General features: G+C 67.4%; 14 protein-coding genes and 1 pseudogene. 7 read left to right on the forward strand and 8 right to left on the reverse strand.

Translation table 11 applies throughout. The annotated features are described in order from the left end of the window. Window positions 1-22: 22 nt before the first annotated feature. Genes LVJ59_RS11580 through LVJ59_RS11595 form a run of 4 tightly spaced genes read left to right on the forward strand, consistent with a single transcriptional unit; the run spans window position 23 to window position 3,290 of the window. Window positions 23-1,219, forward strand: coding sequence for a CaiB/BaiF CoA-transferase family protein (locus LVJ59_RS11580; protein WP_232763116.1), 1,197 nt, complete (start codon window positions 23-25; stop codon window positions 1,217-1,219). Next, entirely contained in the window at window positions 1,219-2,082 is an 864-nt protein-coding gene (locus LVJ59_RS11585; protein ID WP_047524697.1) for an amidohydrolase family protein, read from the forward strand. The genes LVJ59_RS11580 and LVJ59_RS11585 overlap by 1 nt, the downstream gene beginning before the upstream one ends. A 21-nt stretch (window positions 2,083-2,103) precedes the next feature. Continuing rightward, complete coding sequence (locus LVJ59_RS11590) at window positions 2,104-2,946, forward strand: hypothetical protein (RefSeq protein ID WP_232763117.1); 843 nt, start codon at window positions 2,104-2,106, stop codon at window positions 2,944-2,946. Between the two features lie 8 nt (window positions 2,947-2,954). Continuing rightward, the gene (locus LVJ59_RS11595; RefSeq protein ID WP_156118325.1) at window positions 2,955-3,290 is read left to right on the forward strand and encodes a hypothetical protein; all 336 of its coding nucleotides are present in this window, start codon (window positions 2,955-2,957) and stop codon (window positions 3,288-3,290) included. Between the two features lie 317 nt (window positions 3,291-3,607). On the opposite strand, the gene LVJ59_RS11600 is transcribed toward LVJ59_RS11595, so the two are convergent. Both LVJ59_RS11600 and LVJ59_RS11605 read right to left on the reverse strand, forming a co-directional pair. Further along, complete coding sequence (locus LVJ59_RS11600; protein ID WP_232763118.1) at window positions 3,608-5,140, reverse strand: chaplin family protein; 1,533 nt, start codon at window positions 5,138-5,140, stop codon at window positions 3,608-3,610. Window positions 5,141-5,245: 105 nt separating this feature from the next. Continuing rightward, on the reverse strand, window positions 5,246-6,304 hold the full coding sequence (locus LVJ59_RS11605) for a hypothetical protein (protein ID WP_232763119.1): 1,059 nt from the start codon (window positions 6,302-6,304) through the stop codon (window positions 5,246-5,248). A 531-nt stretch (window positions 6,305-6,835) separates the two neighbouring features. Between LVJ59_RS11605 and dnaB the strand changes: the two genes are divergently transcribed. After that, window positions 6,836-8,209 carry a replicative DNA helicase gene (gene dnaB, locus LVJ59_RS11610; protein ID WP_131493208.1) on the forward strand — a complete coding sequence of 458 codons (1,374 nt, stop codon included), beginning with the start codon at window positions 6,836-6,838 and terminating at the stop codon, window positions 8,207-8,209. Here dnaB and LVJ59_RS11615 read toward each other — a convergent pair. From LVJ59_RS11615 to LVJ59_RS18110, 5 genes are all read right to left on the reverse strand, one after another. After that, window positions 8,202-9,206, reverse strand: a complete 1,005-nt coding sequence (locus tag LVJ59_RS11615; RefSeq protein ID WP_232763120.1) for an NADP-dependent oxidoreductase — start codon at window positions 9,204-9,206, stop codon at window positions 8,202-8,204. The two genes, dnaB and LVJ59_RS11615, sit on opposite strands and share 8 nt — an antisense overlap. A 14-nt stretch (window positions 9,207-9,220) precedes the next feature. After that, entirely contained in the window at window positions 9,221-9,445 is a 225-nt protein-coding gene (locus tag LVJ59_RS11620) for a hypothetical protein (protein ID WP_232763121.1), read from the reverse strand. Between the two features lie 193 nt (window positions 9,446-9,638). Continuing rightward, entirely contained in the window at window positions 9,639-9,947 is a 309-nt protein-coding gene (locus LVJ59_RS11625; RefSeq protein WP_232763122.1) for a hypothetical protein, read from the reverse strand. A gap of 223 nt (window positions 9,948-10,170) precedes the next feature. Next, a complete protein-coding gene (locus LVJ59_RS11630; protein WP_232763123.1) occupies window positions 10,171-10,641 on the reverse strand; it encodes a hypothetical protein in 471 nt (156 codons plus the stop codon). Between the two features lie 252 nt (window positions 10,642-10,893). Next, complete coding sequence (locus LVJ59_RS18110; protein WP_232763124.1) at window positions 10,894-13,491, reverse strand: LuxR C-terminal-related transcriptional regulator; 2,598 nt, start codon at window positions 13,489-13,491, stop codon at window positions 10,894-10,896. An 866-nt stretch (window positions 13,492-14,357) separates the two neighbouring features. Here LVJ59_RS18110 and LVJ59_RS11640 point away from each other — a divergent pair. After that, window positions 14,358-17,894 carry a hypothetical protein gene (locus LVJ59_RS11640; RefSeq protein ID WP_232763125.1) on the forward strand — a complete coding sequence of 1,179 codons (3,537 nt, stop codon included), beginning with the start codon at window positions 14,358-14,360 and terminating at the stop codon, window positions 17,892-17,894. A 371-nt stretch (window positions 17,895-18,265) separates the two neighbouring features. On the opposite strand, the gene LVJ59_RS18115 is transcribed toward LVJ59_RS11640, so the two are convergent. Continuing rightward, window positions 18,266-18,901: a response regulator transcription factor gene (locus LVJ59_RS18115; protein ID WP_131493221.1), complete on the reverse strand. Its 636-nt coding sequence runs from the start codon at window positions 18,899-18,901 to the stop codon at window positions 18,266-18,268. Between the two features lie 667 nt (window positions 18,902-19,568). Between LVJ59_RS18115 and LVJ59_RS17945 the strand changes: the two are divergent. Continuing rightward, a pseudogene (locus tag LVJ59_RS17945) lies at window positions 19,569-21,503 on the forward strand (cell wall anchor protein); the annotation flags it as partial.

The following is a 21,503-nucleotide window of genomic DNA, read 5'->3' on the forward strand; positions in this document are numbered from 1 at the left end:
ATCGAAGAGGAGACCAGACGTGATGAGCACTGCACTGCCGGGCGCCGGAGCGCTGGCCGGGATCCGCGTGATCGAACTCGGTCAGTACATCTCGGGTCCGTTCGCGGCGAAGCTGTTGGCCGACCTCGGTGCCGACGTGGTCAAGGTCGAATCGCCCGAGGGCGACCCCATGCGCCGATGGGAGGGGCGGGCGACGATGAGCCCGCAGTTCGCTGCGTACAACCGGGGCAAGCGAGGGGTCGTGCTCGACCTGAAGAGCGCTGAGGGCCTCGCCGCGCTGTTCGCCCTGGTCGATGACGCGGACATCGTGCTCGACAACTTCCGTCCGGGTGTCGCCGCACGGCTCGGATTCGGTCCGGAGGACCTGCACGCCCGCAACCCGCGGATCATCTCGTGTTCCATCACCGGTTTCGGTCCCACCGGCCCTGCCGCGAAGCGTCCCGCTTACGACACCGTGATCTCCGCCACCGGCGGCATGTACAGCCAGGTCGTCCCCGCGTCCACGATCCGCCCGCTCGGTCCGGCGTTCTCCGATCTGCTCTCCGGGATGTCGGCCGTGCAAGCGGTGCTCGCCGCATTGCACGCTCGCGATGTGAGTGGGGTCGGGGAGCATGTCGAGGTCACGATGGTCGGCGCACTGCTGGACTTCCTCACCGAGTCGGCGTCGGCCTTCCTCGAGACGGGGCAGGTCTCCTCGCCCGATTCGCGGCCGCGTCGGGCGCAGGCCTACGCGTGCCGGGGGTCAGACGACAAGGCCTTCGTGATCCACATGTCGGTGCCGGAGAAGTTCTGGACCGGACTGCTCGACGTCCTGGAGCGGCCCGACCTCGCCGAGGACCCGCGCTTCTCGACCCGTGAGGGGCGCGTGCGCAACTACGACGAGCTGGACGCGGTGCTCAAGGAGATCGCGGCGACCCGTCCCCGCCCGTACTGGCTCGACCGGCTCGCCGCGCACGACATCCCGCATGGGCCGCTGAACACGATGGGTGATCTGTTCGATGACCCGCAGATCGCGAGCATGGGGCTGGTCGAGGAGATCGACGGGCCGGACGGCGCACTGCGCGTCCCGGCCCCCAGCATCCGCTTCCAGCGTTCCGGTCGGCCGGAGCTGCGCTATGCACCCGCACTCGGGGCCGACACCGAAGCGTTGACCGGGCTGCGGTCCGGATCCCTGGCCACCGACTCCCAACCCGCACCAGCGAAGGAAGGGGCTGCCTGATGCCCGGCATCGACGACCTCGTCGCGATCGACGTCCACACCCACCCGCAGACCGAGGAGTTCATCGCCGCGATGGGCCGGAGGCACTCCCAGATGGCCGCCCACTTCGGGCGAGAGCGGCCGGTCGTGTCCTTCGCCGAGCAGGCGGATCAGTATCGCGAACGCAAGATGATGGCCGTCATCGTGAACTCCGACTCGGAGACCACGAGCGGGATCAAGGGTGCGCCGAACGATCTCCTCGGCAAGGCGCAGCAGGACCACCCCGACGTCTTCCTCGCCTTCGCCGGCATCGACCCGTGGAAGGGTGAGGCCGCGGTCGCCGAGATCCGACGGATGCACGACGAGTACGGCATCAAGGGCGTCGGCGAGCTCAATCCGTCCCGGCAGAAGTTCCTCGCCAACGATCGGCGGTTCTTCCCGATCTGGGAGACCTGCGCCGAACTCGGACTCGTGGTGATGTTCCACTCCGGCTTCCCCGGAGCCGGCGCGGGCACCCCGGGCGGTGGCGGCTACCGGCTCGAGAACGCCCGCCCGGTGCCGTACATCGACGACGTGGCTGCCGAGTTCCCCGAACTGAATATCATCAGCGCCCACCCGGCCTGGCCGTGGCACCTCGAGAACCTCGCGATGGTCTGGCACAAGTCGAACGTGTACCTCGATCTGTCCGGTTGGGCGCCGAAGTATCTGCCGCCGGAAGTGGTCCGCTACGCCGACTCGCTGATCTCCGACCGTGTCCTCTTCGGGTCGGACTGGCCCGTGATGACCGCGGATCGGTGGATGACCGAGTTCGACGCGCTCGGACTGAAAGAGGAGTCGCGCCGGAAGATCCTGCTCGACAACGCACGGAAGCTGTTCCGACTGTGAGCACCCGGGAAGGAGCCGATCGTGGCTGAACTCGTCATGGCCGCCGCGACCCCGCACAACCCGTTGCTGTGGCGGGCGATGCGTGAGCCGATGCCCGATGATCTGGTCGCGGTCGAGGCGAACTTCCGGCGCATCCGCGAGGCCATCGCCGATGCCGGAGTCGACACGCTCATCGTGCTCGGCACCGATCACGTGCGCCAGTTCTTCTCCGACAACTCGCCTGCGTTCATCGTCGGCCGGGCTGCGTCGTACCACGGGACCTACGAGAACGAGGTGCGCACCTTCGGCATGGAGTACGCCGAGCTGACCGGCAGCCCCGAGCTGGCGACGCAGATCACCGGCCGCGAGGTGCTGCCCGAGACGATCGACTTCTCGGTGTCGCACGAGTGGCGCCTCGACCACAGCTTCGTGCTCCCGCTGCAGTACGTGCGGCCCGAGCTCGACCTGCCGATCGTGCCGATCCATGCGAACTCGATCCTGCCGCCGTTGCCGACCGCCGCGCGCTTCGCCGCTCTCGGGCACCACCTGCGCACCGCGGTGGAGTCGTGGGACAACGATGCGAGGGTGGGGCTGCTCACCTCGGGGCACATGGCCACGGACGTCGGGGGACCGCGCACGTTCAACGGCTCCCCCGATCCCGAGTTCGATGCCGAGGCCGTCGCCTGGATGCGTGACGGCGACCTCGAAGGAGCGATCGCCGGGTGCCGATTCGACCGGATCATGGCAGCGGGCAACGTCACCTATCAGTACGTGAACATCGTCGCCGCGCTCGCCGCGATGCAGGGTCGACCGGCGGAGCTCGCCGAGGCCACGACCTCGCGCTTCGCTTCCAGTCCGTTCTTCCTGTGGGGGGCCGCGTCGTGAGCCGATACATGATGAACAAGTTCATCCGCGCCGTCGAGATGAGCACCGCGAACGTGAACGCGTACGTGGCCGACACCGAGGGCTTCGTCGATCGTTGGCTCGCCGGAGGAGCGGGTACGGACGCCGTCGCGGACGACCGGGTGCTGACGCCGGAGGAGCGTGTCGCCTTCGTGAACCGTGACTACGGTGCGCTCTATGGCTTGGGCGCGCACCCGTATCTGCTCTGGCACTTCACGGAGGCGGTCTACGAGCACGAGTACACCGAGGGGTTCGGATGGCGTGACCTCGTGGAGCGGTATCGCGCGGCGATCATCCCCTACGGTGAGGTCGACGACATTCCCTGACTCGGTCTTCCCGCGCTTCCTCCTCGCCGGTTGGCGGTGCACCTGTCGGGAGAATCCGTCCGGAGGCGGCGTTCGAGGCTACTTTCTCCTTGCATCTGCCCAGGCTCCCGACAAGTGGACCTCGGATGCTTCGCGCGGGCGCGACGGATGCCCCGTGGTGGGATTTCCACGGGGCATCCGCCCGTTCTGCGCCGGCGTCGGGCGACGGGGAGCTGGGGGCTACGAACCCGTCGCGATGGGGTGGGTGATGACGCGTCGGCGCACCGGTGGTGCGGGGTCTCCTCCCCCGAGGACAGCCGCACCGCCGGCGTTTCTCCTTACGCCGACGCTCCGCGACGTCGCAGAAGGCCCGCTCCTCCGAGGGTGAGCAGGATCATGGCGAGGACGATCAGCCCTGCCGATGAGGCCCCGCCCGTCATCGCGAGCCCCGTCGACTGGCCGGTCCACGCCGCGCCCGAAGCGGTGGCGGAACCGGTCGAAGTGCCGGGGTCCGTTCCGGGGTCGGTTCCCGGGTCGGTTCCCGGGTCAGTTCCGGGGTCGGTGCCGGGATCCGTTCCCGGGTCGGTACCCGGGTCGGTGCCGGGGTCGGTACCGGGGTCCGTGCCCGGGTCCGTCACTGTGGCCTCGCCGAGCACCGAGATGGCGTTGCCGCCGAGCGTGATCGGAAGGCTGATCGGCAGTGCCAGTTGGGTGCCGCCGAGGAGCCCGCCGAGACCGCTGGTGGTGATGCCGCCGGTGGTCGGGGTGGCCGGTGCGGTGGTGTTCCCGCCGGTGCCGGTGACGGTCGCGTCATCGAGCAGTGAGATCGCGTTGCGGGTCACGCCCACGGGGGCGGTGACGGGTGCGGTGATCTGGGTGCCGCCGAGGACGCCGTCGGAACCACTGGTGGTGTTCCCGCCGGTGGCCGGAGTGGCCGGTGCTGCGGCTCCCTGCGTGCCCGTGCCGGTGCTGGCGCTGTCGCCGAGGAGGGAGATCGCGTTCCCCGACACCGTGATCGGTGCTGTGACGGGGGCGGTGACCTGTGTGCCGCTGCCGATGCCGTCTTCGCCGGAGGTGGCTGCGTCGGTGGGGGTGGCGGGTGCCGGTGCTGCGGCTCCCTGCGTGCCCGTGCCGGTGCTGGCGCTGTCGCCGAGGAGGGAGATCGCGTTCCCCGACACCGTGATCGGTGCGGTGACGGGGGCGGTGACCTGGGTGCCGCTGCCGATGCCGTCTTCGCCGGAGGTGGCTGCGTCGGTGGGGGTGGCGGGTGCCGGTGCTGCGGTTCCCTGCGTGCCCGTGCCGGTGCTGGCGCTGTCGCCGAGCAGGGAGATCGCGTTCCCCGTGACCGCGATCGGTGCGTTGACCGCGAGGAGCGCCTGCGTGCCCGAGAGCACGCCGTCCACGCCGTTCGTGGTCACGAGAGGCGCCTCGGCCGGTGTCCCGGACTGGGGAGCCGGGGTCTGGGGAGCCGCGGCCGGGGCGCTGGTCGAGGCGCTGTCGTCGACCAGACTCACCGCGTTGTTCGACACGGTGACGGGAAGGTTCACGGTCACCACGGCCTGGGTGCCGGATGCCGTGCCGTCCGACCCGCTGGTGACGGGTGCGGGTGCAGGGGCGGGTGCCGGTGCCGGTGCGGGCGCGGGTGCCGGTGCGGGCGCGGGTGCCGGTGCGGAGACGACGGTGTCGCCCAGCACCGAGATCGCGTTGCCGACGACCGTGATCGGGGCGGTGATCGCTGTCTCCGCCTGGGTGCCCGAGAGCAGCCCGTCCTCTCCGGTCGTCTCGGCCGCATTGGCGGTCGTCGCACCGAGGAGCGTGATGCCCCCGGCGATGAGCGTGCCCCACAGGGCCCGCTTGATGTACGTGCGCATGATCGTTCTCCTGACTGATGATGGGATCGTCTGATGGGTGCGCGCGATCGACGTGCGCGCGCAGCACGGCGTCTGTCGTCCCCGAGGGAACGACGTGACGGTCCGTCAGTCAGGAGAGACGTCGGTGTCGGCGACCGGCGACGTCGGAAGAGCGTCGTCGGATGCGCCGGAGGTCCGCTCGCCAGCACGGAGCGGAGAAGGATCCACGTCGCTGAGACGCGCGTGGGTAGCGCCTGACCCTCCGCCGGAACCGGCGGAGGAAGACGCGGGAACAGGGCCGCCCGGGAGGGTTCCTGGGGGAGAGTTTTCGGGCGCACCGGTGGCGTCGGCGCCGGATCCGACCGTGTCGGAAGACCGGGTCGACACCGTCGGAGCGGTCGCGACGAATGCCGCGCCGGCGAGCACCCGGGACGACGCCGAGAGCGGCGCCGGTCCGGGCGCGGCCTCATCTCTGGGCGCGACCGTGGTGGCGCCGGGCGTCGAGGGGCCCACGACCACTCCGGTACCCGGTGCGGGATCGGGTGTCGTCGGGTCCAGGGCGTCGAGCACGGGCGGGACGGTCGAATCCACCGCGCCGCCGAGAATGGCCGTGGTGTCGTCGACGACGTCGACCAGATCGTCGACGGTGGTGATCACGCCGAGATCGGTGACGAGTCCTCCGACGAGCGGAAGGTCGGCGACGGTGTCGAGGAGTGGATCGGTGATCTGCGAAACCGGCGCGTCGGAGAGCACCGCGGTGACGGGGGCGACCACGTCGTGCGCCGTCTCCGTGACCGCCTGCACGACGGGCGCTGTCACGGTGCCGACGACCGGAGTTGCGGCGACGGTCTCCGTGACGGTCTCGACGACCGCCGGTGCGGTCTGCTGCACGGGGGCGACGGCCGTGGTGACGACGGGGGCGACGGCCTTGGTGACGACCGGCGCGACCACCTTCGTGACGACCGGAGCGACAACCTCCGTGACGACCGGCTTCACGGGAGCTGTCACGCTCGACACGGTGTCGCCGACGAGCGAAGTGAGTCCGTCGAGTGGGCCATCGTCGCGGTCGTCCGCATGCGCGGACCCGCCTCCGAGGAAGACGGCGAGAGTCGCCCAGGCGAGCACTCCCAGGGCACCCCAGAGGACGGCGGCTGGAACGCCGCGTCGGGTGGCCCGAACGTCCACGTCGACCTCCCCCTCCGAAGGCAACGTCACCTCGGCGCAGATGCGTCGATTGCCGGTGACGATACTCGCGTCCGGACCGTCTGTCTAGGGGGGTATCCGCGAGTTTCCGCCGATGTCGGCCTGTGACGCGCCCGACGAAATCTCGGCTTGACTTTCCCCAGGTTCTACACATCCCATCCCCGACGGGGCCAACCTTCAACGCCCGATTTAAACTGATTCTCATCCACAGGGTGGGGAAACAGGAAAGCCCTGCTCAAGCAAGATAAAAAACTTTGAAGTCGGAGCACTCCACGGGGTTATCCACACCTGTTGTGCACAGACACTCCGACTTTGTCCGCACGCTTTCCACATGGTTATCCACAGGCCGTGTTGCATGGGGAAAGAGTCGCTCGTAGCGTGAGCGAGCGACCGAATGTCGGAGGCACCTGTTTCGCTGTGCAGGACGGCGTGACGGTCGAGGATCAGACGGCTCAGCCGTCGAGACGCCTCATCAGGGCATCGCATCGGAAACGTCGCATCGAAGGGAAGACTGTGTCGATCGCCGACATCTCAGAGGAGCGCATGGGCTCGTCGCGCGGGCCGGAGCGCACGCCTCCCCACGACCTTCTCGCCGAGCAGAGTGCTCTGGGCGGAATGCTCCTGTCGAAGGACGCGGTCGCCGATGTGATCGAGACGCTGAAGGGCGCCGACTTCTACATCCCGAAGCACGAGTTGATCTTCGAGGCCATCCTCTCGTTGTACTCGCACGGCGAGCCCACCGATGTCGTGGCCGTCACCGACGAGCTCATCAAGACGGGCGAGCTCGGTCGCGCCGGCGGTGCCGACTACCTCCACACCCTGACCTCGATCGTCCCCACCGCGGCGAATGCGGGCTACTACGCCGGCATCGTCTCGGAGCGAGCGATCCTGCGCCGACTCGTCGACGCCGGCACCCGCATCGTGCAGCTGGGCTACGCGGGCGAGGGTGACGCGACCGACCTCGTCAACAACGCGCAGGCCGAGATCTACTCGATCACCGGATCCGAGACCGCGGAAGATTACGTCCCCCTGCAGATCGCCGTCGATGCCGCGCTCGAAGAGATCGAGGCAGCGAGCGGTCGTGACGGTTCGATGACCGGTGTCCCGACCGGGTTCAAGGAACTCGACGAACTCACGAACGGTCTGCACGGCGGTCAGATGATCGTCGTCGCCGCGCGACCCGCCATGGGTAAGTCGACGCTGGCGCTCGACTTCGCGCGTGCGGCCTCCATCGGCCATGACCTTCCTTCCGTCTTCTTCTCCCTCGAGATGGGCAAGAGCGAGATCGCGATGCGTCTGCTCAGCGCCGAGGGTGCGATCCCGCTGCAGAACATGCGCAAGGGAAACCTCGACCCCCGCGACTGGACCACGGTCGCCGCGACCCGCGGACGCATCAACGACGCGCCGCTCTACATCGACGACAGCCCCAACATGACGCTCGTCGAGATCCGCGCCAAGTGCCGTCGCCTCAAGCAGCGCGAGGGGCTGCGCATGGTCATCATCGACTACCTGCAGCTGATGACGTCGGGCAAGCGCGTCGAGTCGCGTCAGCAGGAGGTCTCGGAGTTCTCGCGAAGTCTGAAGCTCATCGCCAAAGAACTCCAGGTTCCAGTCATCGCCCTGTCGCAACTGAACCGTGGCCCCGAGCAGCGCACCGACAAGAAGCCCGCGATCAGCGACCTGAGAGAGTCGGGCTCGATCGAGCAAGACGCCGACATGGTCATCCTGCTGCACCGCGACTCCGTCTACGACAAAGACGTGCGACCCGGTGAAGCCGACCTGATCGTCGCCAAGCACCGCAACGGCCCGACCGCCACGATCACCGTCGCGTTCCAGGGTCACTACTCACGCTTCGCCGACATGGCTCCCGGCGGCGACTTCAACTAACTGTAGGTTCCGCATCGTCGCCCGCGACGTCGAGGGCCAGCTTCCCGACATAGTGTTCGCGGAGCGCACGGTGGGCGTCTTGCACGCGAGTGAAGGGGAACCGTTGCGCGACGTGCGGCGTGAACGTGCCGGCGTCGATGAGGGAGTTGAGTCGTTCGAGGGCGGCACGGCTCCGGTCACCGTCGAAGTGGAGGATCGGCACGGCGGGTGGTGTTGCGGGCAGTGGATGAACGCCGTGGGGCCAAACCACGCGTCCTGAAGGGTGCATCGCGCGAAGCGCCCGCTCCAGCACCGATCCGCCGACGGTGACGAACGCCGCATCGAGCCCGTTCGGCGCGAAAGCCTCCGCCGCTGCCACGACGTCATGCGAGCGGCCGTCGACGACGGCCGCGGCGCCGTGGCTTCGGGACAGAGCAACGCCGTCGGCGCCGGAGGAGACGGCAAGGACCCGGATGCCGCGCTGCTGCGCCAGTTGCACGACCATGTGTCCCATGCCCCCGCTCGCGCCGAACACCATCAGCGTCTGGCCGGGCGCGAGATCGAGCAGATCAATTCCGCTCAGGGCGGTCAGGGCATCCCACGCCATCACGCCGGCCTCGGTCATCGACAGGCGCTCGGGGACGTGAGCGACGTGCTCCTCGGCCACGACCCCGTACTCGGCGTAGAACCCTCCGCGCGGCACGGGCATCGAGGCGGCGTAGACGCGATCGCCGACCGCGAAGCGTGTGACTGCGCTGCCGACGGCGGCGATCGTGCCGGCGGCATCCCAACCGAGTACGTAAGGGAAGGTCGAGGCGATACCGAACGCATCCTCATATTCCCCCTGACGCTCCACGGCGTCCCAGGAGGCCACCCCCGCCACGGACACCTTGATCAGGACATCGGACTCGCCCACGATCGGAACGTCGATCGTCCGAGGGACGAGCTCATCGACGCCGCCGAAGCGATCGAGCACGATGGCCCTCATCCGTGGTTGGGCAGAGGGGGTGCTGGACATCGGTCGCTCGGGGCTCACGCGCAGGCCACCGCGTTGGCGCAGCAGACGGCAGGTGTCTGGGTGGAGGCGCGAGCCGCGCGGTATGCCTCGCGCAGACCGCGGAACAGGGCACCACGACTCCTCCGCGGTGACGGGCCGGTTGCGTCGAGCCTCTCCAGGGCGACGCGTTCGTACTCCAGTCTCCGGTTGAGTTCCACCTCGTGACGCTGATGAACCTCGAAAGCGAACTGCGGATCCACGCCGACCTCTCCCCTCCTGACGCCGACTGCGACGTCACATTGAAAAACTTCGATGCATAGACGATCTCGCATGCATCGAAAAATGTCAATACGTTTCAGCGCGCACCCCTCTATATAGCGATCGGTCGCCGCCGGGCGTGGGGGCCTCGGCGACGACCGATGGGGTGCTGGTTCAGCTATCGACGATGCTGATTCAGTTGGGGAACACGGCTTCGAGGCCACTGCCCCAGAACACCACGATGAACCCGATGGCGACGATCGCACCACCGACGAGCGCCACCGCGTTGAGGATGATTCCCCAGGTCGCGAACTTCTTGCTGGCAGGTTCGCGGCGAAGCGCGATGAAACCGGCGATCAGGCCCGCGAGCGGCACGAGAAGTGTGAAGCCGGCAAGGAAGGAGACGATTCCGGTGACGAAGCTCGCCAGTCCGATCGCCTTGGATCGCAGTCCCTGCGCGGGGGCTGCGCTACTGGAACCGTTCGACATTGTGGATGTTGACATGATCTGCTTTTACCTTCATGGTTGAGTTTGAGTTGCGCAGCCCTTCGGGTTTCAGGGCGCAGCGCAAGGAACTCAGCAAAGCTACGTGGCGAGACTTCCCCGTCGGCGCAGAACGCATCCGATGCCGTGCTCCTCGCATGGTTCTCCGTGTCTTCGAGACGAAACCGCGCGCGCCGATGACGTGATCGGCGGTAGTCGACGTGTGAGCCGAGTAGCCGCCGTCTCAGCGACTCGCGGTCGCTGAGACCTTCTCCACTCCGACGAACTTCATCATCTGCTGGCCGTAGAGGCAGGTCTGCAGGGTGAGCTCGCCCTGTATGCCGATGAGGTCGTCCGAGGTCGCGACGCGCTTCGGCAGCATCCGGACATCCACCACGGCATAGGTGACTCCGTCGAGGGAGAGCTGCTGGCCCACCTCCCACGGGAGGATCACGTCCCCACCGCAGTTGTTGTGGGCAGCCCACGTGGGCACGGTGCCGGGGTTCTCATAGCCGACCATCTCGGTGAACGTGCCATCGCACCGGTCCAATTCCCTCTCGTCGCCCGAGGTGCCGAGCGTGATGTGGGGGAGCGCTCCGCTGGCCTGGGTCTGAACCGTGGCGATCGCGATCTTCGTCTCGCCGTAGACGCGCTCGACCTCGGAGGGAGCGAAGACCACGGCGACGAGCACCGCCGCGCCCACAGCCAGGAGCATCCCCGCGAACAGGGTGCGCGGACGAAGCGCTCGGCGTGACCTCGCGGATCGGGTGAGCGGGCGAGAGGGGGGATGCGGCATGGTCGTGGCTCCGGACGAGAAGGGCAGCTGACCAGTATCGTCACGGAGCGGTCTGCGGGTACCGGTCGCCACAAAGGTCGCGTAGCCTCACGCCCCCGATTCAGTGATGACGGCAGCCCGCTCCGTGGTCCGGAGGGGCGGAACTCCGCGGTGCGTTCTCTCTACGGAGAGCTAAGACAGGACCTCGACGTGCTGCGCGAGCGCTTTCCGGTTCGACACGTCGAGCTTGCGCATGATGCGATGCATGTGACTCTCGACCGTACGCACGCTGAGCACGAGGCGCGTGGCGATCTCCTGGTTGGAGAGACCCATCGCGGCGAATCTGCCGACCTCGCGCTCGCGATCCGTGAGGGTGACGGCCGCGGCCCCGAACCTGGCCGTGTCGAAGGCCCGGTCTCCATGAGCGGCACGAATCGCGTGCGCCGCGCTGTCTGCAGCCCGGCGTGTGGGGTCATCGCCCTTCTCGAGCGCGGTGGTGCGCGCGATCTGGCACGCCGAGAGGGCGAGTCCGACGAGCCCCACCCGCTCGAGCTCTTCCACGCACGCGAGCATCGTGACCGGGTCGCCCTCGGCGAGGGCGGAGACGTAGTCGCCGTGCGCCTGAAGCAGGCGGGCGTCCGGGAGTTCGTCGAGCGCGCGACGGGCGACCGCGAGGCGCTCCCCGACGGGGGCGAGCTCGAGCGAGGACAGCATGCCGAGCACTGCGGCGAACCGTGCGCCACGGTCCCACAGCGACTGCGACGACGCCCACATGTCATCCGCGGCCGCCTGCACCTTCCCGTCAAAAGCCAGGAGCTGCGCGCGAGGCCAGGCGTGGGTCTGGCCGGGCAGCGGCCCGTCGAGAATGGAGGAGCCGTTGATCTCCTGGGCGATCTTCTCTCCCAGGCTCAGTTGTCCGCGTCGGATCGCCACGACGGACGCGATGGTCAAGAGCGAGAGTTGAACGCCGGGAGGCAGCGGCGAGGGCTCACCGGCGGCGAACACCGTCTCCACGATCTCGTCCACGGCGGCGTAGTCACCCGCGAGGAGCTGCACGAGGATCACCGCGGCGCCGAACGCGCGGAGTGCATCGATGTCGAGATACCCGTGCGCCTCGTCGAACCCTTGCTGGAGGGTCTCGAGCGCGGCACGATGCGATCCGATCCCGAGCAGGGCGAGGCCGTGCAGGACGCGGATCATGTAAGCGTCTCGTGGGCGCTCGACCGTCTCCGTGGCAGTGTGTACCCTGAGCGCGTCGCTGAACCGACCCGTGGAGACGAGCACCAGCATCTGCGTCTCCCACAGCTGCAGCTTCACATCGTCGGGGAGGTCGTCGGTGACCTCGAGCCGTGCGCCGAAGTCGTCCGGGATGCGTGTGAGGTTGGCCTGGAGGCGGACGTCGACGGCGTCGAGCATCCGGGAGTACGGTCCGAGCGTGATCGACGCCTCGCTCAGACGCCGCTGAGCACCGTCCAGATCGTGGTCGACGTAGGCGGTCCACTCCGCCCGCAGGCTCTCGAAGTCAGCGCGTCCGGCAACGTCTCCGTTGCTCGCGTCGGTGGTGTCGAAGACGTGGCGGACGGTCTCGGTGACGGTCGGGGTGTGCGTGTGCATCAGTGCACGCAGATACCGCACGGCGCTGCTCGCCGAGGGGTTCGCCTCCCATTCGGAAGCCGTCACGATCCTGCGCGCCCGGGCGCGCTCCTGGAGCAAGCGGACGAACAGCGCCTCCTGCGTCCCGAAAGTCGGCTGGCGATTCTCACGTTCGGCGAGGATCGCCGAGGCGGATCCGGCCGTGCCGAGGCGCTCGACGATCAGGGCGGTGAGTCGGGTGCGTCGCGCGGTCAGTGGCTCGTGGCGGAAGAACTCCACGATGAGCGGGGGCACGACGGTCACGAGCTGCCGCGCGCCACTGGAGATGAACGTGATCATGCGACGTTCCTCGAGCAGCTCCAGCGTGCCCCAGTCGATGAGCTTGCGCACGGTCTCGATGTCGGCCACGCCGACGATGGCGATGATCTCGATCGCGTCCCGGGCGGCATCGTCCAGATCCTCGAGGTGCGCTTCGAGCACCGCGCGCAGGCCCGAGCTCCACAGGTCGCGGGTGGCGACCCACTCCTTCCCTCCGCGGAGCGCGATCCTCTGCTCGCGGATGCAGGCGTCGACCAGGCTCAATGCCAGCCCGATGTTGCCCCCGGACTTCGCGAAGATCCGGCTCATGGTCGCCGCCTCGATGGGCCCCTTGAGGTAATGCTCCAGCGCCTTCTCCATCTCCTCGAAGCGCAGTGGAGACATGTCGATCACATAGGAGGGTTCCAGGGTGGAGGCGGCGAGGCCGGTCGGGGTGTGGCGCGCACGCAGCCCCTGCAGCCGGGAGAGGACGATGGGGATGCCGCTCGAGCGACGAACGGCCTCGGCGACGCCCCAGGACGATTCATCCAGGTCGTCCCAATCGTCGAGGAACAGCACGGAGCGAGGTAGCCGCAGAGCATGTCGCAGAGCTTCCGCCGTTTCGTGGAGCCCACTCGTCGTGCGCTGCGTCCCCGTGGGGGGAATGCCGGCGAGGTGCAGAGCGGCGAGCGGATGCTGACGCAGCGAGGCGACGCCCCGAACCTGGATGACCTTCCACTCGCCCTCTTCCAGCCGAGCGCGGAGTGCCCTCAGGAAGGCGCTGCGGCCGCTGCCTCGTCCGCCGACGACGTCTACGCTGACGCCGGCATGCACCAGATCCAGCGCGGCGGCCAGGCTCTGCTCCCGACCGATGACCATGGCACGACCCCGCTTCCTCACGCGGACACTCCTAACCGAAAACTAGACCTGATCCCTGCGCGACGGAAGTCCGTGTTCCTGTGGGGTTCGGCCGCGCAGCCGTCCGCGGCGCGCGCGGATCAGGATGAGATGACAACGGCGCTACCGAGTCGGGTTCTGTTTCCATGCGGGTCGCGATCATCGTTGAGCGATCGCGCACGGGGGGAGCTGGCCCAGGGACACCTTTCAGTACGAGAGGGACCTGTCCGGGCGCGCACGCAGTCCGTGCGCGGTGGAACGTGGTGTTTTGCGTACTCCGCCGACGACTTAGGTGCGTTTTTCGTGTCTACTCGGTACCGCTATCTCAAGACTGTGGAAGAGCGCTTCCGATTCACGCTCCGCAGCGACTACGGCCTCCTCGCCGCGACCTACGCAACCTGTGCGCGGGGCTACGGCACTCTCGGTACCGCATCGTCCGCGGCCTCCCTCCGGGCCTACCTTGGAGATGCCCAACACCGTTGGATCACATCGGCGCTCGCCGAGGTGATGTGACACGGGCGGTCTTCCGCGGCCCATCCTGACGGTTCCCCGCCCGTGTCATGCTCTCGCTCGGCGAACGCGGAACCCCAGCCGTCCGGCTACGGATAGAGCGCGTAGCGACACGGAGCCGCATACGGGGAGTAGGCGCCCGGGCACGGAGCTGTCCTCATTCGGGTACTGCTCTCGGGCCGGATCGTCGATCGCTCAGCGCGTTGACCCGTCTACTTGCATGCGGCGTTGTCTGTTCCAGCGCGCCGAAACCTGGCGCGCTCTCTTTCCCGCGCGCCGAAAAGCTTCCCTGCACGAAAGGTACCTTCTCCATGGGATCACGAAAACCACGAACCCGACGCTTATTGTCGACGATTCTCGTGAGCACGGTCGCCGTGCTCACGAGTCTCGTCGTCGTCCCTCCGAGCTTCGCCGCCACTGTCGAGGGTGAGGACGGCCTGACGGTCGACGTCTCCCCGACCCAGGTCGTCGAATCGGATGTCGACGGCTTCACGCTCACGATCACGGACGACAATCTCAGTGGCGCGGACTTCGACTCGTACCAAGTGTCGGGAGTCCCGACGGACTGGTCGGTCGTCGTCGACGGTGGGGCGGCTGAGGTGGTCTCGCCCGATCCGCTGATCTATTCCATTCCGCGCGCGCACAGCGAGCTGCGCGTGGTCGCTCCCACGGGCTACATCGGTACCTTGTCCGGCGTGAAGATCGCGCGCGACACCAACGGCCCGAACCTCGTCACCGACTTCGACAACGGGACGTTCGACTACCTCGGCGAGTCGATGCCTCAGATCCCGGCGAACACGATCTACGCCTGGGACGACCCCTCGACGGTCCACGAGACGGCGGGGTGCAACCCTGCGACGCCGTACTACGGACCCTGCGACGGGCAGTACACGATCTGGCCGACGACCAACTTCGGTGGCCCCGACACGGATCGCTACAACGTGCTCTGGGCCGACGTCCGCTCGATCGACGACGCGCTTCCCAACGCCGATGCCACCTCCAGCGAGGTGATCTGCAGTGCGGATCCGATGACGAGCCCGGCCGCGAACCTCACTCAGGTCACCACCGAGCAGTCCGCCGCGTCGGGCAAGGTGCTGATGATGAACGGATCGATGTCGTTCCCCACGCCTCACGACCTCATCTCCACGACGGTCAACGGCTTGGAGCCCGGCGCCACCTACACGGTCAAGGGCCATGTGACGAACATCAGCTACAGCGCGGGCAACGTGCTGCCGGTGCAGTCCGCGTTCTACATGACCGACAGCGAAGAGACGAAGAACATCGGTTCGTCCCTTCCGATCGCGAAGCAGAGCTCCTGCCTGACCCAGGATGTCGTCTGGGGACAGAACGTCGGCACGTTCGTCGCCGACTCGCTCGGCACCGCGACGATCGGACTGCGCAACTACGCGGCCGGAGGCTTCGGCAACGACTTCGCCGTGGACAACCTCTCCCTCGTGAAGATGGCCAGTGTGTCGGTCGACCTCGTCGTCTTCGCCACGCCGGATGCTGCGATCACGCTCGACAAGGACTACGTCGTCGTCGATGACGTGAACGGCAACGGGATCAACGACCCGGGTGATGTCGTGAAGTGGACGTTCGTCATCACTAACGCCGGCAACGTGTCGTTGGATGATGTGCGTGTCGATGACCCGCTGCTCGATGAGCTGGCTGTCGCGATCACGTGTGACCCGACCTCCCTGGCCGCCGGCGCGTTCGCGGTGTGTGAGTCGGAGAACTACACGATCACTCAGGCCGACGCGGATGCCGGTGAGATCTACAACGTGGCGACGGCGACGGGCAACGTGACTCCGGGCACCCCGGGTGACCCGGGAGACCCGGTGAGCCCTCCGGACGAGGTCATCATCCCGACCGAGCCGACCCCGGCTCCGGGAATCGCGCTCGACAAGGACTACGTCGTCGTCGAGGACGCGAACGGCAACGGGATCAACGACGCGGGCGATGTGATCGCGTGGACGTTCGATGTCACCAACACCGGCAACGTCGCGTTGGAGAACGTCGTCGTGGATGACCCTCTCCTGCAGGATCTCGGAATCGCCGTGATCTGCGACCCCGCTCCTCTGGCTCCTGGTGAGTCGGTGCTGTGCCGCTCGGGCGACTACACCATCACTGAGGCCGACGTGGAAGCCGGTGAGATCCTGAACGTGGCGACCGCAACGGGTGGTGTCACGCCGGGTACCCCGGGCGACCCCGAAGACCCGGTGAGCCCTCCGGACGAGGTCATCATCCCGACCGAACCGACTCCGACTCCCGCGCTGTCGCTTGACAAGGACTACGTCCTCGTCGACGACGCGAACGACAACGGAATCAACGATCCGGGTGACGTCGTGAAGTGGACCTTCGCCGTCACCAACACCGGCAACGTGCCGCTGGACGATGTCCGTGTCCAGGACCCGCTGCTCGACGAGCTGGGTGTCGCGATCACGTGTGACCCGACCTCCCTTGCCGCTGGCGAGTCCGCGGTGTGTGAGTCGGAGAACTACACGATCACTCAGGCCGACGCAGAAGCCGGTGAGATCTATAACGTCGCCACCGCAACCGGAACGGTTCCTCCGGAGACCCCGGGTGACCCGGGTGACCCGGTGAGCCCGCCCGATGAGGTCATCATCCCGACCGAGCCGACCCCGGCTCCGGGAATCGCGCTCGACAAGGACTACGTCGTGGTCGATGACGCGAACGGCAACGGGATCAACGACCCGGGCGACGTGATCGCCTGGACGTTCGAAGTCACCAACACCGGCAATGTGCCGCTGGACGATGTCCGTGTCCAGGACCCGCTGCTCGACGAGCTGGGTCTCGCGATCACCTGCGATCCGACGTCCCTGGCCGCCGGCGAGTCCGCCGAGTGCCGTTCGGAGAACTACACCATCACCGAGGCCGACGCCGAAGCGGGAGAGATCCTGAACGTGGCAACCGCGACCGGAACGGTTCCTCCGGAGACCCCGGGTGACCCGGAAGACCCGGTCAGCCCGCCCGATGAGGTCATCGTCCCGACCGAGCCGACCCCGACTCCGGCCATCGCGCTGGAGAAGGACTACGTCCTGGTCGACGACGCGAACGACAACGGGATCAACGACCCGGGCGACGTCGTGAAGTGGACCTTCGCCGTCACCAACACCGGCAACGTGCCGCTGGACGATGTCCGTGTCCTGGACCCGCTGCTCGACGAGCTGGGTGTCGCGATCACGTGTGACCCGACCTCCCTTGCCGCTGGCGAGTCCGCGGTGTGCGAGTCGGAGAACTACACCATCACGCAGGTCGACGCCCTCGCCGGCGAGATCCACAACGTCGCAACGGCGACGGGCGCCGTTCCTCCGGGGACCCCGGGTGACCCGGAGGACCCGGTCAGCCCGCCCGACGAGGTCGTCATCCCGCTCGAGCCGCTCGTGGCTGGCCTTGAGCTCGTCAAGTCGGCGCAGCTCAACGACACCAACGGCAACGGCTGGGCTGACGCCGGTGAGACGATCGACTACTCTTTCGACCTCACCAGTACCGGTACCGCTGAGTTGACAGATGTCTTCGTCGACGACCCGATGCTGACTGACGCCGGTATCGCGGTCGAGTGCCCGCAGACGACGCTCGCGCCCGGCGAGTCCATGACCTGTCACGCCGTGAAGGGGTACACCGTCACGGAGCAGGACGTGGAGGACGGTCAGGTGTACAACGCCGCGACCGGCTACGCCGAGGTCCCGGACAACGTCGAGCCGATCGATCCGCCCGAGAGCGATGTGACCACCCCCGCTGACGAGGCTACGTACCTCGCGTCGACGGGTGGAAGCAGCCTGGGCATCATCGGCGGCGCGGCTGCGCTGCTCGTGGTCGCGGGAGGAGTGCTCCTCCTCGCGCGACGGATGAAGCGCCCGGTGATCGAGGCGTAACAACCGCCTGATCACGTCACAGAGCGGCGTGCCATGTCTACCGATGTGGCACGCCGCTCTGTCGTCTCTCAAACGGACTCTCCGGAGCCGACGGTACTCACTGAGAGGGTGAGCTTCTGCTCCTATGCGGAACTCCGTAGCACCTTCTACTTAAGTCGAACGGTTCTTGGAACAAGGTCGCGCTCGAACTGGTGATGTTGTGACTGGGGGAGACGGGGACGCCCGTCAGTGCTCCGACGCGCGGCTGGGGGGCCGCCGTCGGAGTGGCGCCGTGGGGAGGCGCCTCGGTGTGGTGGCCTTGCCGTGGGGAGCAAGGCCACCAGCCACCGTCGCCGCTCTTCCCCCGGGCGCACTGCGGCCGGAAGGGGTCGTCAGACGCTGCCGTCTGGTACGAGGCCGTCTTCGACGGCGCGCCGGAAGAGATCCACCTTCGTGAAGGCCGGACGACCTGCGGTCACGTACTTCCGGCGGATGCCTTTGATGTGATCCACGACCGTGTTCCGGCTGATGCCTAGCGCCTCACCCACCTGCGCCGCCGTGTATCCGGTGGCGTACAGCTCCAGCACCTCACGTTCCCGGGGAGACAACGCGACCTCGGGTGCGAAGAGCGGAGTCCTCGTGCTCGAGTCGAGCTCCCGCGCTGCTGAACGGTTCCGCTGGGTCGCACGGATACCGGCGATGACCCGGTGGAGAGGATCGGTCTTCCGCATGCTCTCCACACCGGCGGATCCCGGCACCTGTGCGGCGGAGAGCATCGGTGAGACGCCGGAGAAGACCAGGACTCCGATGCCGCGCGACACGAGTGCTTCCCAGGGAGGTGGCTGCGAAAGGGGTCCCCCGATCGCGGGGTCGACCAGCACCACATCCAGGGTCTTCCCGGCCGAGAGCAGTTCGCGGACGCTGCGTGCCGAGCAGACAAAAGTCATGTCCGGTTGCGCGTTGATCAGGACCGTGATGCCCAGCACGAGCGCCGGCTGGTTGTCGATGATCCCCACGCGAATCGGCACGCATCAAGATTCGATGCCGAACCGTGACCGCGGTGGTCGCCTGCGTCGAAAGGGGTACACCGCGGGCCGAGAATTGCGTAGTCGGTTCCAGCCGCTACGTAGTCGTCGCCGGTGTGACGACGTCGACCCGCGCGTGCCGGAGCTGGACGACCATGGGGGAGGGGAGAAGGGCGGTCGTCCAGCCCGGACCATGAGATGGTCACAACCTACGGCGCTTCCCGCGGAAGGTAAATCCCCAGTTGTGGGGATACGTAGCGGTGCTCGCTGGGCGTGGAGAAGAGGGGACCTGAGGAACCCGTTCCCGCAGGCCCCCTCACGTCGTGCCGTGGGCACGACGCGACACAAGGCTCGAAGACGCCCTGTCGAGGGCAGGACCCGAACCCGCCCTCCGTAGGACATGTAAACCGATGGCCTGGTGCTGGCATCGCGCGTCGATCGGCATTGCGTGCTGTTCGGGGGACGTTGCGTAGGAGCGACCCGGTGTCTCCGTGCCGTGGTACCTGACGCCTGTCGACAACCATGCCTTGTGGCCGGCCCTTCCCCGCGCTACTGTCCGAGGCACAGACACACGGGCCACCCACCCGCGGGTCTCGTCGTGGCAGTACCGGCATTCGCGTGGATGGTCGATCTCATCTGCTGTTCACACGAGATTGGTGCGGTGGTGAAGATGCGAGTCGTGAAAGCCCGATCACGTGCGCGAGGCGTGGCCGCCTTGCTCGCCGCGGTCAGCGTCGTCGCCGCTTCTCTGATCTTCGCGTCCCCCGCGTATGCTGCGGGGTCGGTCCTCCTAGACGAGACGTTCGGGGGCGAAACCGTTCCCGATGTCCGAGCGATCGGACTCGATGGGGCATGCATCACCGGGGCCACCGCTGCGCCGCCACCCGGAGCCTCCAACTTGGGCCCGTGCACGTTCACGAACGGTTCCCCGACGCCGGGGCTTCTTCCGGGATGGCTCCAACTCAACGATGAGAGTCAGAACCGGAACGGCGGGATGGTGTTCGATCGAGCACTCCCGGCGAACGCCGGACTGGCGATCGAGTTCGATCAGGCGCAATACGGCGGCAGCGGTGCGGACGGGATCTCCTTCTTCCTCTCGGACGGTTCGCGGTCGCTCACGAGCACCGGCGGCATCGGTGCATCTCTGGGTTACGCGCCGTTCATCTTCGGGGGAACATCGCAAGAGGGGGTCGCGGGGGGATACCTCGGAGTCGCCTTCGATGCCTGGGGGTACAACACCAACGACGATCAAGGCCGTGGCGTCGGGTGTCCGGCCCTGTCGGGCTACCTCTCCCCGCCGCGCGTCGGCAACACCGTCACCCTGCGTGGGCCCGGCGACGGCTACGAAGGATATTGCTTCCTCGCGTCGACACGACTGGGCCCTCCCGGCGGTGCCTCCACGCTGCCGGGCACACTGCGCAACGCCGTGGGTCCCGAAGAGGCGGTTCGCAACGTCCGGGTGACGGTATCGCCGGATGAGTTCCCTGTCGTGACCGTCGAGATCGACTTCACGGGAACCCGGACCGCGTACCAGACGGTCCTCTCCTACGTCATGGACGAGCGCCCGCCGGCGACCTACAAGTTCGGTTTCGCCGCATCGACGGGTGCAGAGACGGACGTGCACCTCATCCGCAACGTACAGGTGATGTCGGTGAATCCACTCGGCGACATCAGCCTCGTCAAGCAGGTCGACCGCACCGATCCTCAGCCGGCGGCATACGGGCTCGGCGACACGATTCCCTACCAGTTCGTCGTCACCAACACCGGGGTCGAGCAGCTCACCGGGGTCGTGGTCGACGACCCGTTGATCGCGGACGTCAGCTGTCCGTCCAACGTGTTGGGCCCAGCCGGCGGGGCGGACTCGTCGATGGTCTGCACCGGCAGCTATACGGTCACCGCCGCGGATGCGCAGCAGACCAGCTTCGTCAACACGGCGACCGTGGTCGCCCAGAACAGCGTCGGGGAGCAGGTCACCGATGAATCCTCGGCGACGGTCGACATCACGATCGCTCATGCCTCGCTCGCCTTGACGAAGATCGCTGTTTTGAATGAGGGGAATGGGAATGGCCTGGCGGAGCCGGGGGAGACGGTCGCGTATTCGTTCGCGGTGACGAATACGGGGACGGTGACGGTGACGGATCCGGTGGTGGATGATCCGTTGGTGGGGTCGGTGACGTGTCCGGTGTCGATTGCGCCGGGGGAGACGGTGACGTGTACGGCGGATGCGGATTACACGGTGACGGAGGGGGACATCCTCGCGGGTGGGGTGGTGAATACGGCGTCGGTGTCGGCGACGCCGCCGGCGGGTGTGACTCCTCCGGATCCGGTGGAGGACACGGTGACGGTTCCGACGCCGGTGGCTGTTGCGGGTCTGGGTTTGGAGAAGATCGCTGTTTTGAATGAGGGGAATGGGAATGGCCTGGCGGAGCCGGGGGAGACGGTCACGTATTCGTTCGCGGTGACGAATACGGGGACGGTGACGGTGACGGATCCGGTGGTGGATGATCCGCTGGTGGGGTCGGTGACGTGTCCGGTGTCGATTGCGCCGGGGGAGACGGTGACGTGTACGGCGGATGCGGATTACACGGTGACGGAGGGGGACATC

Origin of the sequence: Microbacterium sp. KKR3/1 (assembly GCF_021272365.1) — a bacterium.
Taxonomy (GTDB): Bacteria; Actinomycetota; Actinomycetes; order Actinomycetales; family Microbacteriaceae; genus Microbacterium; species Microbacterium aurugineum.